We start from the raw sequence: 13,498 nt of genomic DNA, 5'->3' as shown, positions 1-13,498 counted from the left end.
GCCGCGGGCTCAGACCACGAGGCTCGGCAGCCGGCCGATGATCTCCTCGGCGTCCGCGATGACGGTGTCGATGACGTCCTTGACCGGTGCCACGTCGTGGATCAGGCCCTGGGTCTGGCCGGCCCACCACATGCCGTCCTCCATGTTGCCCTCGGCCAGGACGTTCGTGCGTCCCCGCGCGCCGGAGGCCAGTGCGGCGATGTCGTCGAACGTCGCGTCCTCGCGCTCGGAGATCTCGACGATCCGCTCCGAGACGCTGTTGCGCACCACGCGGGCCGTGTTGTGGAACTTGCGGAACACGAGCACGGTGGAGCGCTCGTCGTTCGCCACGATCTGGTCCTTGACGTTCTGGTGGATCGGCGCCTCCGCGGTGGCCATGAAGCGGGTGCCCATGTTGACCGCGACGGCGCCGAGGGCGAGGGCGGCGGCCAGCCCCTGACCGTTGGCGATGCCGCCGGACGCGATGACCGGGATCCTCAGCTGGCGCACCGCGGCCGGGATGAGGATCAGGCCGGGGACGTCGTCCTCGCCCGGGTGGCCCGCGCACTCGAAGCCGTCGATGCTGATCGCGTCGACGCCCTTGCGCTCGGCCGACAGGGCGTGACGCACGCTCGTCGCCTTGTGGATGACCTTGACGTTCGCGGCGTGGAAGTCGGGCAGGTGCGGCTCGGGGCTCGACCCGGCGGTCTCCACCACCGTGATGCCGGACTCGATGATCGCGGCGCGGTACTCGTCGTACGGCACCGGGTCGATCGTCGGCAGGATCGTCAGGTTGACCCCGAACGGCTTGTCGGTGAGCTCGCGGGTGCGGGCGATCTCCTTCGACAACGCCTCCGGGGTCGGCTGCGTCAACGCCGTCAGGAAGCCCAGCGCGCCGGCGTTCGCGACCGCCGAGATCAGCTCGGCGGTGCCCAGGCCCGTCATGCCGCCGCACAGGATGGGGTGCTCGACCCCGAACTGCTCGGTGAACGTCGTACGGATCATCGTGACCTCTTTCGTGGGTGTCGGCTCTCGTGGTCGCCGGACAGCCCGGCGACGATGAGCTCGGCGAGGGAACGGTAGGCGGCGGAGTCGTCGAGGCCGGTCGCGGCGCGGATCTCACCGCGGTGGATCGACTCCATGACCTGCCCGGCGACCGCGCCGACGAACGTGGCGTCCGCGGTCGGTGCGGCGTCCTGGACCAGCTCCTGCACGCGGCGGGCCGCAGCACGGGTGTTGTCGCGGTAGATCACCCGCGCGGGCTCGAACGCGTCGACGTCGGCGAAGAACCTCGGTGAGGCCGGCGCGAGCTCGACGGAGATCGCCTCGAGGTAGACCCCGATGCGGTCCATGGGCGTCCCGGCGCCCGCGACGGCGCGCTCGACGCGGTCGGTCGCGCCGCGGAAGAAGGTCCGCACGACCGTGACGAGCAGCTGCTCCTTGCTCGCGGCGATGCCGTACAGGGTGCTCTTGGAGCAGCGCAGCCGGCGGGCCACGTCGGCCATGCTCAGGTCGAGGAACCCCTCGTCGAGGATCACCGGGACGAGCTCGTCGAGCAGGGCGGACGTGCGTACCGTCGCCGTCCGCTGAGCCATGCCCCGGACAGTACCAGAGACGGTCCTCCGGTACTGTGCTTGGTACTGACCACCGAGGAGGGCACATGCCGGCCGAACGTCTCATGCCGACCGAGGAATCCACCGACCTGATCGAGCTGACGCGCAGCATCGTGGCCAAGGACCTGCGGCCGGTGATCGCCGGCCTGGACGCCCGCGCGGAGTTCCCCCGGGACGTCTTCCGCACGCTGGGTCGCGCCGGGCTGCTCTCGCTGCCCTACCCCGAGGAGGTGGGCGGCGGCGGGCAGCCGTACGAGGTCTACCTGCAGGCCCTCGAGGAGATCGCGTCCGCCTCCGCATCGGTCGGCGTGGGGGTCAGCGTGCACGCCCTGTCGTGCTTCGGACTGTTCACGGCCGGGACGCAGGAGCAGCAGCAGGCCTGGCTGCCCGAGATGCTGTCGGGCGAGCAGCTGGGTGCGTACTGCCTGTCGGAGGCCCATGCCGGGTCCGATCCGGCCGCGATGCGCACCCGGGCGGTGCGCGAGGGCGACGAGTACGTCATCAACGGCGCCAAGGCCTGGACCACGCACGGCGGCCAGGCCGACTTCTACAAGGTCATGGCCCGCACCAGCGACGACGGCGGCCGCGGCATCTCCTGCTTCCTCGTCCCCGCGGACACGCCCGGGCTGAGCGCGGACAACCCCGAGCAGAAGATGGGCCTGATGTCGTCGACGACGGCCACGATGCTGTTCGACGACGTCCGCGTGCCCGCCGAGCGGCGCCTCGGCGCGGAGGGGCAGGGCCTGCCGATCGCCCTGGCCGGGCTGGACGCCGGACGCCTCGGCATCGCCGCGGTCGCCACGGGACTGGCCCAGGAGGCTCTCGACGTCGCGATCGCGTACGCGAAGGAGCGCGAGACGTTCGGCCGGGCGATCATCGACCACCAGGGGCTCGCGTTCGTGCTGGCCGACATGGCCGCCGCGGTCGAGTCCGCTCGCGCGACCTATCTGGCCGCGGCCCGCCTGAAGGACGCGGGGCGCCCGTACTCGCGGCAGGCCTCGATCGCCAAGATGGTCTGCACCGACAACGCCATGAAGGTCACGACGGACGCCGTGCAGGTGCTCGGCGGCGCCGGCTACACCAAGGACTTCCCGGTCGAGCGGTTCATGCGCGAGGCCAAGGTCATGCAGATCTTCGAGGGCACCAACCAGATCCAACGACTCGTCATCAGCCGCAACCTCGCGCGCTGACCACCCACACCCCGCTGGCCCTGACGTTTCTGCGGACACGCCGTCGGCGTGTCGGCAGAAACGTCAGGCCCAGCGCCACTTCAAGGAGAACCATGCAGCTCAACGACACCGCAGCCATCGTGTCCGGCGGAGCCTCCGGGCTCGGTGCCGCCACCGCCCTGGCCCTCGCCGAGCAGGGTGCCGCGGTCTACGCGATCGACCTGCCCGGCTCGATCGAGCAGGCCCCGCAGGTCCCGGGCGTGGCGTACCTCGCCGCCGACGTCACCGACGAGGAGCAGGTGCGCTCCGCGGTCGCGACCGCGAGCGAGGGTGCTCCGCTGCGCACGGTCGTCAACTGCGCGGGCATCGGCCCCTCGGCCCGCATCCTCGGCCGCAAGGGCGTCCACGACCTCGCGCTGTACGCCAAGATCGTCCAGATCAACCTCGTCGGCAGCTTCACGGTCCTCGCGCTGGCCTCGGAGGCCATCGCCGCGACCGAGCCCGACGAGAACGGCCAGCGTGGCGTCATCGTGAACACCGCCTCGATCGCGGCGTACGACGGACAGATCGGCCAGGTCGCCTACGCATCGTCCAAGGGCGGCATCGTCGGCATGACCCTGCCCGCCGCGCGGGACCTCGCCCAGTACGGCATCCGGGTCTGCACGATCGCTCCCGGCATCGTCAACACCCCGATGCTGGCCACGGTCAGCGAGGAGTTCCGGGCCGGCCTGGCCGCGGGCGTCCCGTTCCCGCAGCGCCTGTGCGAGCCCAGCGAGTACGCCAAGCTGGTGACGATGATCGTCGACCACGACTACCTCAACGGCGAGACCATCCGCATGGACGGCGCGCTGCGGATGGCGCCCCGCTAGCGCGTCGGCCCCCGGCCCGGCTCAGTGCTGGACGGGGGCGTTGTCGCTCGTCGTGGCCAGCTCGGTGCTGGGCGCCGGCGGCACGTAGTTGTTGCGTGCGGTCAGCAGGCCGAAGAGGGCCACGACGACGAACAGCACGAGGGTGCCGCCACCGAAGAGCAGCAGCAGGTCGAGGTCGCTCTTCTTCTCGCCGTCGGGCCACGCTCCGCCCGTGGGGGCGTCGGCCATGGCCGCGGCGGTGCCCGCGACGAACATGACGGCGAACGAGAGGGCGACGGTCAGCACACGAGCAGGAGTCCTCATGGGGTCCATCGTATCCACCCGTAGGCTGGAGGAATGCCTCACCTCGACGAGAACAGCTTCAAGGTCGACTGGGACATCCCCTCCGAGCAGGCGTGGGAGTGGTTCGTCGCCAAGCCGGGCGCGATCCTCCTGGTCATCGTGCTCGGTCTCGCGTTCCGCTGGTTCGTGTGCCGGTCGATCGATCGACTCGTCTCGCGCGCCGGCAAGGGCGCCGTGCCGGGCGTCATCGCCAACTCCCGGGCGGGCGAGTTCCTGGCCGACCTGAAGCCGGCGGTGCACCAGCGACGCCAGCAGCGTGCCGAGACGATGGGCTCGCTGCTCAAGAGCGTCGCGACGGGCATGATCATGGCGGTCGTCGCGATCTCGGTGCTCGCCAAGCTGGGCATCAACATCGCCCCGATCATCGCGAGCGCCGGAATCGTCGGCCTCGCGCTGGGCTTCGGCGCGCAGAACCTCGTGAAGGACTTCCTGTCGGGCATCTTCATGATCCTCGAGGACCAGTACGGCGTGGGTGACACCGTCGACCTGGGCGAGGCGACCGGCACGGTCGAGGCGGTGGGCCTGCGCGTCACCCGGCTGCGCGACGTCAACGGCACGGTCTGGTACGTCCGCAACGGAGAGATCCTGCGGGTGGGCAACCAGAGCCAGAACTGGGCCCGCACGGTCCTGGACGTCACGGTGTCGTACGACGCGGACCTGGACCGGGTCCAGGAGATCCTGCAGCAGGTGGCGACCTCGACGTACGAGGAGCCGCAGTTCCACGACGTCATCATCGAGGCCCCTGAGGTCTGGGGCGTCGAGCGCTTCGACAAGGATGGTGTCGTGGTCCGTGTCGTCCTGAAGACCGCCCCCGCGCAGCAGTGGCTGGTTGCGAGGGCGATGCGCCGGCGGATCAAGGCCGAGTTCGACCGTGCCGGCATCCGCATCCCCACGACGTTCCCGATGGTTCACATGGATGGTGAAGAAGCATGAGCACGACTGGTGCCGAGCAGACGTTCTACGAGGCGATCGGCGGTCACGACACGATCAAGCAGATCGTGGACACCTTCTACGAGGGCGTCGCGACCGACGAGGTGCTGCGTCCGCTCTATCCCGAGGAGGACCTCGCCCCCGCCGCCCACCGGTTCACGATGTTCCTGGAGCAGTACTGGGGCGGACCCACGACGTACTCCGAGCAGCGCGGCCACCCGCGCCTGCGCATGCGGCACATCTCGTTCGTCGTGGACGAGCGGGCGCGCGACCACTGGCTCATGCACTTCCGGGCGGCGCTCGACAAGGCCGCCCTCTCCCCCGAGCACGACGCGCAGTTCTGGGCGTACGTCCAGCACGCCGCGCAGTTCATGGTCAACTCCGCGGGCTGAGCGAAGCGAAGCGGAGTTGGGCCATGAACGGAGGAAGCAGCATGGTCAACTCGCCCGGCACGCCCGGCTGAGGCTCACTCCTGGACGAGCTCCAGGAGGCGTGACCGCTCGACGTCGCCGAACCGGCGGGACGACTGCGCCGCGAGGTCGAAGCCGACCAGGGTCGTGGTGGAGTCGGCGAGCACGTGCGTGCCGTCGGTGATCTCGCATCGGATCTCGAACGAGGCGTTGCCGACGCGGCTGATCCAGTCGACGGCCCGGTACGGCTCCTCACGCCACGGGATCGGTCGCCTGAAACCCACACGGGAGGTCCCGACCACGAAGCTGCCCGGTGTCAGCCAGCCGAGCCGGGTCGACACGTCCAGGACGCGGATCTCCTGGAAGAGCTCGAAGACCTTGGCGGGGCGCACCGCGCCCGACGCGTCGAGGTCGGAGCGCCGCAGCCGCACGGCCATGGGCTCCGCGTCGACCGGCCGCGGGGTGGCGTCCACACGGGGCGCGAGGCCGGTGACGACCCGCGCGAAGTCGGTGCGCTCCCCGTCCTTGACCACGCAGATGTCCTGGGTCAGCTCGCCCTCGCCGAGCGTCGACACCACCGTGACCGGGTCCCGGCTGAGCATCATCGGTCGCAGGAACATCACCGTCAGCGACGAGACCGCCCCGTCGTCCAGCGCCAGGCCGTCGTCCACGAGCCGGGCTCGCGCCTCGGCGGCGTAGTCGAGGTAGACGACGTTGTTGACGTGGTTGAGGGAGTCGAGGTCCGCCCAGCGCATGGGCAGCTCGTAGGAGATCTCGTCGGCGGGCACCCGCCGATGATGCCAGACGTCAGGCGCTGGCGGTCTCGTCGATCTCCATGACGGGGTCGCCCTCCTGGACGATCTGCCCGAGCGTCACCAGCACCTTGCTGACGTAACCACTCACGGGAGCCCTGAGGGGGATCTCCATCTTCATGGACTCCAGCACCGCCAGGACGTCACCGGGGCCGACCTGGTCACCCTCCCGGGCGACGATCTTCCAGACGTTCGAGACGATCTCTGCGCGCGCGAGGAACATCACTCACCCGCGCCGTGGGTCAGCATGCGCATGGCACCGATCATCCGGTCGCGGGTCTCCTCGGGATGGATGACGTCGTCGACGATGCCTGCCTCGGCGGCGAGGTACGGCCGGGCGACCTCCTCGCGGTAGACCGCGGCGAGCTCGTCACGCAGGACGGTCGGCTCCTCGGCCTCCTTGAGGGCACGACGGTGCAGCAGGGCCACCGCCCCGCCCGGTCCCATCACGGCGATCTCGGAGCCGGACCAGGCCCAGTTCGCGTGCGCGCCCAGCGAGGCCGAGCCCATCGCGATGTACGCACCGCCGTACGACTTGCGCACGACCACGGTGAGCTTGGGGCTCTTGGTGTCGACGTACGCCTTGAGCAGCTTGGCGCCATGCGTGATGACGCCTCGCCCCTCCTCGACCGTGCCGGGCAGGAACCCGGGCACGTCGACGAACGTGAGCACGGGCAGGTCGAACCGGCCGCAGAACTCCACGAAACGAGCCGCCTTGACCGACGCCTTGGAGTCGAGGATGCCGCCGCGGGCGTTGGGCTGGTTGGCCAGGACGCCGACCGCGTGGCCGTCGAGCCGGGCGAAGAGGGTGAGGATGCTGGGCGCGTGGGTCGGCATCAGCTCGAGGCGCGCACCGTTGTCGAGCACGCCGTCGAGCAGCTTGTTCATGTCGAACACGACGCTCGACTTCTCCGGGACGAGGGTCGGCAGCGCCGCGGCGGCGCGCGGGTTGGCCGGGACCGGGTCGTGGCGCTTCTGCTTGCCACCCTTGTGGGTCGGCAGGAACGACAGCAGCAGGCGCGTCGCGTCGAAGGCCTCCTCCTCGCTGTCGACCTCGAGGTGGGCGACACCGCTCGTGCGGGTGTGGAGGGCCGACCCGCCGATGTCCTCGGCGGTCGCGTCCTCGCCCGTGGCGGCCTTGACGATGTCCGGACCGGTCAGGAACATCTGGCCCTGCTCCTTGACCATGATCGTCCAGTCGGTGAGTGCCGGCGAGTACGCCGCGGCGCCCGCGCAGGGCCCGAGGATCAGCGAGATCTGCGGGATGCGGCTCTGCGCCTCGATGTTGAGCGCGAAGATCCCGCCGCAGCCGTGGAGGGCGAAGATGCCGTCGTGGATGCGGGCTCCGCCGGAGTCGTTGATGTAGACGATCGGGTAGCCCTTGTCGATCGCGAACCGCTGGGCCTTCTGGATGCTCTCGGCCATGACGGCACCGATCGCACCGGAGGCGACCGCGGCGTCGTGGGAGACCACGACGACCGAGTGGCCGTCGGTCGTGCCCCAGCCGGCGACGACGCCGCTGCCGGCGTCCGCTCCCGCCGAGCGCATCGGCGTCATCTCGACGAAGGATCCCTCGTCGACCAGCATCTCGGCACGCTCGCGGGCCGTGTAGACCCTCTTGCCCTTGGGCTCGACGCGGGCGAACCGGGCGTCGCGGCGCTGCGTCAGCACCTCGCGCTGGTCTGCGGGCGCTGCTGCCTCGACGACCGTGGGGTGATCGAGCTTCGACACGTCGAACTCCTAAACATGAGGTTTTCCTCAACTATACACAAAGATGAGGGATCCCTCATATTTGCCGCAGGCGCGTCCGCTCATCAGCGACGCCCTGCTCGACGACATCGCGAAACGGACGGGCGATGAGGGTTTGGGGCAGCTTGGGCAACCTCGAACCCTCATCCTGCGTCCCCTCGGCGCGGGGGCGGGACGGGCGATGAGGGTTTGGGGCAGCTCGGGCAACCTCAAACCCTCATCCTGCGTCCCCTCGGCGCGAGGGCGGGGCCGGCGATGAGGGTTTGGGCAGCCGCAGGCGCGGCGCAGACCCTCGCGCAGGCGGGGTGACCTGCGCTACCGTGCAACTAAGCAAGCGCTTAGACGTCTTCTGGAGGAGAACACTGTGACTGAACCCCGCACCGCGATCGTGACCGGCGCCGCACGAGGCATCGGCGCAGCCGTCGCCCAGCGTCTCGCCGCCGACGGCTTCAAGGTCGCCGTCGTCGACCTCGACGCCGCTGCCTGCGCCACCACCGTCGACGCCATCGAGGCTGCCGGCGGCACGGCCCTGGCCGTCGGTGCCGACGTCAGCAACGAGGAGCAGGTCTCCGCAGCGTTCGACGCGATCGTCGAGGGGCTCGGCGCGCCGACCGTCCTGATCAACAACGCCGGCATCCTGCGCGACAACCTGCTGTTCAAGATGTCGGTCGAGGACTGGGACCTCGTCATGGGCGTGCACCTGCGCGGCTCGTTCCTCATGTCCAAGTACGCCCAGCGCCACATGACCGAGGCCGGCTATGGCCGCATCGTCAACCTGTCCTCCACGTCGGCGCTCGGCAACCGCGGCCAGGCCAATTACGCCGCCGCCAAGGCCGGCCTGCAGGGCTTCACCAAGACGCTGGCCATCGAGCTGGGCAAGTTCGGCATCACCGCGAACGCGATCGCGCCGGGCTTCATCCAGACCGACATGACCGCGGCCACGGCCGAGCGCATGAAGGTGCCGTTCGACGACTTCATCAAGTTCAGCGCCGAGCAGATCCCGGTGCAGCGCGTCGGCCAGCCCGAGGACATCGCCCACACGGCGTCGTTCCTCGTCAGCGAGGGCGCCGGGTTCGTCTCCGGCCAGGTCATCTACGTCGCCGGCGGACCGAAGGACTGACGACACATGACTGACCCCCAGGGGCTGGACACCGGGGTCGTGGCGGACTGGCTGGCCCAGCAGTCCCCCGACGCCGTCTCCGGACCGTTCGACGCGAGGCTCATCACGGGCGGCAAGTCCAACCTGACCTACTTCGTGACGGACGGCACGCACGACTACGTCGTCCGCCGTCCTCCCTTGGGGCACGTCCTGGCCACGGCGCACGACATGGCGCGCGAGTACCGCGTCATGGCGGCGCTCGCCCCCACGGACGTCCCGGTCCCGCGCATGGTCGCGCTGTGCGAGGACGTCGAGGTCATCGGCGCCCCGTTCTACGTGATGGAGCGCGTGGACGGCACCCCGTACGCCCGCGCGTCCCAGCTCGAGGAGCTCGGCGAGCAGCGCACCCGCGAGATCACCGGCCGCATGGTCGACACCCTCGTGGCGCTGCACTCGGTCGATCACCGCGAGGTGGGACTCGGCGAGTTCGGCCGGCCCGACGGCTACATCGGCCGCCAGGTCTCGCGCTGGAAGAAGCAGCTCGCAGCCTCCACCAGCCGCGAGCTGCCCGGCATGGACGAGCTCGTGGCCTACCTCGACGCCAACGTCCCGGAGTCCGGTGACGGCACGATCGTGCACGGCGACTTCCGCCTCGACAACCTGCTGGTCGACGACGCCGACCAGGTCACCGCGGTGCTGGACTGGGAGATGAGCACGCTGGGCGACCCGCTCAGCGACGTCGCTCTCATGCTCGCGTACCAGCAGCTGGGCGAGACGGTGCCGGCCGGCGCGGCCGTCGTGACGGACGCCCCGCTCGCGCCGGGCTACCTCGGCCGGGACGAGATCATCGAGCGCTACGCCGCCGGCTCCGGCCGCGACGTCAGCGACATCGGGTTCCACCTGTCGCTGGCGTTCTTCAAGCTCGCCGTGATCCTCGAGGGCATCCACTTCCGCCACTCGCAGGGACAGACGGTCGGCACCGGATTCGACGGCATCGGCGACATGATCGTGCCCTTGATCGACGCGGGGCGCGCAGCTTCACGCTAGGGTGGCGCCCGTGACGGCCGAGATCCTCGAACCGCGGCGCCGCCCCACCCAGGAGCGCAGCCACAAGAAGTTCGACCACCTGCTCCTGGTGTCTCGCGAGCTGTTGCTCGAGGTGGGGTTCGAGTCGTTCACGTGCGAGGAGGTCGCGAGCCGCGCGGGCCTGCCGATCGGGACGCTGTACCAGTTCTTCCAGAACAAGTACGTCATCGTCTGCGAGCTCGACCGGGTCGACGCCGTCGCGGTGCGCCACGAGCTGCAGAGCTTCGCCGAGGCGATCCCGTCGCTGGACTGGCTGAAGTTCCTCGACCGGTTCATCGACCACATGGCGGCCCTGTGGGTCAACGACCCGTCGAGGCGGGCGGTGTGGCTCGCGGTGCAGTCGACGCCGGCCACCCGGGCCACCGCGGCCGTCACCGAGCGCGAGCTGGCCGCCGAGGTGGCCCGTGCGCTCGCCCCGCTGACGCCCAGCACACCGCGTGAGCGGCGCACGATCATGGCCGAGGTCCTGGTGCACGTCGTCTACTCGATGCTGAACTTCTCGATCCGTGACGGCCAGGAGCACAGCGAGTCGATCATCGAGCTCAAGCGGCTCCTCGCGGCCTACCTCCTCAGCGCCGAACACACGTGACACGCAGAGCGGCCCGCCCCCCGAGGGGGACGGGCCGTCCTGCGGTGCTGTCGGGCTAGCCGACGTGGACCACGAACGTGCCGGTCGCGGTCCTGCCGTGGTACCGGACCTTCGCGGTCACGGTCGCGACGCCCTTGCCGCTGGCCTTGACGACCCCGCGGCGGGAGACGTCGACGACCTGGGGCCGGTTGCTCCGGTAGGTCACCGTCATGCCGGCCGGGAGGTCGACACTCTTGCCCTTCGAGACGTAGCCGAAGATCCGGTCGTCGCTCAGGGTGACGGTCACCTGCGGGTCGATCACGTCGCCCTTGGCGAAGAACACCCGCTGCGGGACGTCGCGTGCCGCGTCCTTCGCGGTGTGCGGGTTCGCCGTCACGACGGACGGGACCGCGTCGAGCGAGCCCCGGACCCGGGTCGTCGCGTGGCCCAGGACGTCCTTGGCCGACGACGCCAGCTGCAGGTCGTACCGACCCTGGTCCACCACGTAGCGGCTGCGCGCCTCGTCGTAGAACGCCAGGTCGGCGATCTTCACCGGGATGCGGACCGTCGTGCTGCGACCCGGCTTCAGGGTGACCCGGTCGAAGCCGACCAGCCGCTTGATCGGCCGCTCCAGCGCGGGCTTGGAGTCAGGCGTCGCCACGTAGAGCTGCGCGACGTCCGTCCCGGTCGCCCGGCCGGTGTTGGTGGCCTTCGCCGTGACCGTCACCCGGCCGTTGGCGTCGACCGACGAGCGGTCGACGCGGACCTTGGAGTAACGGAAGGACGAGTAGCCCAGGCCGTGGCCGAACGCGTACGACACGGGACCGTTGAAGTACTGGTACGTACGGCCCTTCGTCGTGCCGGTCGGCCGGATGTTGTAGTCACCGATCGCCGGCAGCTGGTCGACCGAGCGGTACCAGGTGAACGGCAGGTGCCCCGTCGGGTTGTGCCGGCCCAGCAGCACGTCGGCGAGGCCCTCGCCCTTGCGCTGACCGTTGTAGGAGCTCCACAGGATCGCGGGGACCTTGGACTTGAACGACTCGACGTCGACCTGGCCCATCGTCTCGAGGTAGGCGACCGTGCGCGGGTTCGCGTCGGCGACCTGCTCGATGAGCTGTGCCTGGGCCCCGGGGAGCGCCAGCGACGTGCGGTCGGTGTCCTCGTCCGCGGTCTTGTTGTCGGTGCCGACGTAGACCACGACGGCGTCGTAGCCCTTGGTCTTGGCGACGTCCTCGGCGATGACCGTGTTGTGGTCGGCCGAGAGCCCCGGCAGGTAGTCGACCGTGGCCTGCGGATCGATGGCCTTGACGGCCTTGGAGATGCCCTGGAAGCCGTTGACGTGGTTGGCCTTGCCGGCCGCGCCCTGGTTGCTGCTGTAGCCACCGAGGTACATCGACTCGGGGTTGGCGTACGGCCCGACCACGGCGACCTTGTAGGAGCCGCGACGCGGCACCTGCAGCGGCAGGAGCGCGCCGGCCCGCTTGCCCGGCGCCTTGACGGCGTCGTTCTTCAGCAGGACGAGGCTCTCGTCGGCGGCCTTGCGAGCCATCGCGAGCCGCTCGCGCGTCTGGGTGACGGCCCCGTTCGCGTCGCTGTTGGTCCACGTGCCGGGCGCGAGGCGCTTGCGGGCCTCACGGACCCACGGCACCTTCGACTCGTCGTCGAACTCGCCGAGCCGCATGCGTGCGGTGAACAGCCGGACGACCGACACGTCGACGTCGTTCTCCGTGTAGAGACCCGTCTGCGTCGTGATGCCCTGCTGGACGGCCGTCGGCACGGTGTTCCCGTAGTTGTACTGGTCGTGGTAGCCCTGGTTGCAGTCCAGGTCCTCACCCGCGCTGTTGGCGAACGCGTGGCGCTCGATCTGGTTCAGCGGGTGCGGATAGCCCGGCGGCTGCCACTTGTGGCCGGCCTGGATCTCGTAGATCGCGTCGCAGTCGGACGTGAAGTAGCCCTTGAACCCGAAGGTCTTGCGGGCCAGCTCGTCGATCAGGTAGACGTCCGCGGCGGCCGGGGTGCCGTTGACCCGGTTGTACGAGCTCATGATCGAGCCCGGCTGCGACTTCTTCACGATGCCGCGGAACTGCGCGGTGTAGTACTCGCGCAGCGTGCGGTCGTCCATGTCGGACGAGCCGTTGCGGCGGTTGAACTCGCTGTTGTTCGCGGCGAAGTGCTTGAGGGTCGTGACGGTCTTGAGGTAGCCCTTGCTCGACCGCAGCAGCTTGCCGTTCTCGTCCTTGCCCTCCATGCCGTTCACGAACTTCGACGCGATCGCGGTGGTCAGGTAGGGGTCCTCGCTGTAGGTCTCGTCGTTGCGTCCCCAGCGGGGGTCGCGTCCGAGGTTGACCGTCGGGGACCAGAAGTCGAGGTCGCGCTGGTTGTCCTGCACGACGTCGCGGGCCTCGTCACCGATCAGGCTCGCCTCGTCGTACATCAGCTCGGGGTTCCAGGTCGATCCCAGCGACAGCGACACCGGGTACGACGTGGTGTTGGTGAGGATCGGCGGGTTGCTGTTGTCGGTCGTCTGCTCGCGCGCGACACCGTGCGCTGCCTCGTTCCACCAGCCGTACGCGGCCACACCCAGGCGCGGGATCGCCGCCGCCCGGCTGCTGTTCATCTGGCTGGCCTTCTCCTGCAACGTCATGCGCGACACGAGGTCGGCGGCCCGCTCCTCGGGCGAGTAGCGGGTGTTGAGGTAGACGGGATCGTTCGCTCCGTGCGAGCTCGATGCCGTGGACGCCGTCGTGGTGACGGCTTGGAACGCCGCCGTCCCGGACAGCGCTGCCACCACTGCGGTGGCAAGGACTTGTCGTCTCATGCTGGTGGTTCCCCTCGATGACGCCGTGACATGACCCTGATGGTCACGCCCCCG

General features: G+C 69.8%; 14 protein-coding genes. 7 read left to right on the top strand and 7 right to left on the bottom strand.

Annotation, left to right across the window (positions count from 1 at the left end; genetic code table 11):
• Window positions 1–9: 9 nt before the first annotated feature.
• Both C3E78_RS05265 and C3E78_RS05260 read right to left on the bottom strand, forming a co-directional pair.
• Window positions 10–984, bottom strand: coding sequence for an NAD(P)H-dependent flavin oxidoreductase (locus C3E78_RS05265; RefSeq protein ID WP_108577316.1), 975 nt, complete (start codon window positions 982–984; stop codon window positions 10–12).
• Window positions 981–1,574 carry a TetR/AcrR family transcriptional regulator gene (locus C3E78_RS05260; protein WP_108577315.1) on the bottom strand — a complete coding sequence of 198 codons (594 nt, stop codon included), beginning with the start codon at window positions 1,572–1,574 and terminating at the stop codon, window positions 981–983. The genes C3E78_RS05265 and C3E78_RS05260 overlap by 4 nt, the downstream gene beginning before the upstream one ends.
• Window positions 1,575–1,639: 65 nt before the next feature.
• Between C3E78_RS05260 and C3E78_RS05255 the strand changes: the two genes are divergently transcribed.
• Together C3E78_RS05255 and C3E78_RS05250 are read left to right on the top strand one after the other, a co-directional pair.
• The gene (locus C3E78_RS05255) at window positions 1,640–2,782 is read left to right on the top strand and encodes an acyl-CoA dehydrogenase family protein (protein WP_108577314.1); all 1,143 of its coding nucleotides are present in this window, start codon (window positions 1,640–1,642) and stop codon (window positions 2,780–2,782) included.
• A 92-nt stretch (window positions 2,783–2,874) separates the two neighbouring features.
• Window positions 2,875–3,630 carry an SDR family NAD(P)-dependent oxidoreductase gene (locus C3E78_RS05250; RefSeq protein WP_108577313.1) on the top strand — a complete coding sequence of 252 codons (756 nt, stop codon included), beginning with the start codon at window positions 2,875–2,877 and terminating at the stop codon, window positions 3,628–3,630.
• Between the two features lie 21 nt (window positions 3,631–3,651).
• On the opposite strand, the gene C3E78_RS05245 is transcribed toward C3E78_RS05250, so the two are convergent.
• The gene (locus C3E78_RS05245; protein ID WP_135804844.1) at window positions 3,652–3,933 is read right to left on the bottom strand and encodes a hypothetical protein; all 282 of its coding nucleotides are present in this window, start codon (window positions 3,931–3,933) and stop codon (window positions 3,652–3,654) included.
• 33 nt (window positions 3,934–3,966) lie between these two features.
• Here C3E78_RS05245 and C3E78_RS05240 point away from each other — a divergent pair, with 33 nt between their 5' ends.
• Together C3E78_RS05240 and C3E78_RS05235 are read left to right on the top strand one after the other, a co-directional pair.
• Window positions 3,967–4,905: a mechanosensitive ion channel family protein gene (locus tag C3E78_RS05240; RefSeq protein WP_108577311.1), complete on the top strand. Its 939-nt coding sequence runs from the start codon at window positions 3,967–3,969 to the stop codon at window positions 4,903–4,905.
• The gene (locus C3E78_RS05235) at window positions 4,902–5,294 is read left to right on the top strand and encodes a globin (protein ID WP_108577310.1); all 393 of its coding nucleotides are present in this window, start codon (window positions 4,902–4,904) and stop codon (window positions 5,292–5,294) included. The genes C3E78_RS05240 and C3E78_RS05235 overlap by 4 nt, the downstream gene beginning before the upstream one ends.
• 74 nt (window positions 5,295–5,368) lie before the next feature.
• Here the strand turns inward: C3E78_RS05235 and C3E78_RS05230 are convergent, their stop codons facing one another.
• The 3 genes from C3E78_RS05230 to C3E78_RS05220 are packed head-to-tail and all read right to left on the bottom strand — an operon-like array spanning window position 5,369 to window position 7,855.
• Entirely contained in the window at window positions 5,369–6,100 is a 732-nt protein-coding gene (locus C3E78_RS05230) for an acyl-CoA thioesterase (RefSeq protein WP_108577309.1), read from the bottom strand.
• 19 nt (window positions 6,101–6,119) lie between these two features.
• Window positions 6,120–6,347, bottom strand: coding sequence for a biotin/lipoyl-binding carrier protein (locus tag C3E78_RS05225; protein ID WP_108577308.1), 228 nt, complete (start codon window positions 6,345–6,347; stop codon window positions 6,120–6,122).
• Entirely contained in the window at window positions 6,347–7,855 is a 1,509-nt protein-coding gene (locus tag C3E78_RS05220) for an acyl-CoA carboxylase subunit beta (RefSeq protein WP_235833684.1), read from the bottom strand. The genes C3E78_RS05225 and C3E78_RS05220 overlap by 1 nt, the downstream gene beginning before the upstream one ends.
• A gap of 382 nt (window positions 7,856–8,237) precedes the next feature.
• Between C3E78_RS05220 and fabG the strand changes: the two genes are divergently transcribed.
• The 3 genes from fabG to C3E78_RS05205 are packed head-to-tail and all read left to right on the top strand — an operon-like array spanning window position 8,238 to window position 10,647.
• Entirely contained in the window at window positions 8,238–8,993 is a 756-nt protein-coding gene (gene fabG, locus C3E78_RS05215; protein WP_108577307.1) for a 3-oxoacyl-ACP reductase FabG, read from the top strand.
• Between the two features lie 6 nt (window positions 8,994–8,999).
• Window positions 9,000–10,019 (top strand): phosphotransferase family protein, encoded by a 1,020-nt coding sequence (locus C3E78_RS05210; protein WP_108577306.1) that lies wholly within the window; start codon window positions 9,000–9,002, stop codon window positions 10,017–10,019.
• Between the two features lie 10 nt (window positions 10,020–10,029).
• A complete protein-coding gene (locus tag C3E78_RS05205; RefSeq protein WP_235833683.1) occupies window positions 10,030–10,647 on the top strand; it encodes a TetR family transcriptional regulator in 618 nt (205 codons plus the stop codon).
• A gap of 55 nt (window positions 10,648–10,702) precedes the next feature.
• Here C3E78_RS05205 and C3E78_RS05200 read toward each other — a convergent pair whose 3' ends face one another.
• Complete coding sequence (locus C3E78_RS05200) at window positions 10,703–13,444, bottom strand: glycoside hydrolase family 3 C-terminal domain-containing protein (protein WP_108577304.1); 2,742 nt, start codon at window positions 13,442–13,444, stop codon at window positions 10,703–10,705.
• Window positions 13,445–13,498 lie beyond the last annotated feature (54 nt).

This window comes from Aeromicrobium chenweiae (assembly GCF_003065605.1).
In the GTDB taxonomy this organism is placed as follows: Bacteria; Actinomycetota; Actinomycetes; order Propionibacteriales; family Nocardioidaceae; genus Aeromicrobium; species Aeromicrobium chenweiae.
The sequence above is the reverse complement of the archived record's forward strand: the minus strand, read 5'-3'. Positions and strand labels throughout refer to the sequence as shown.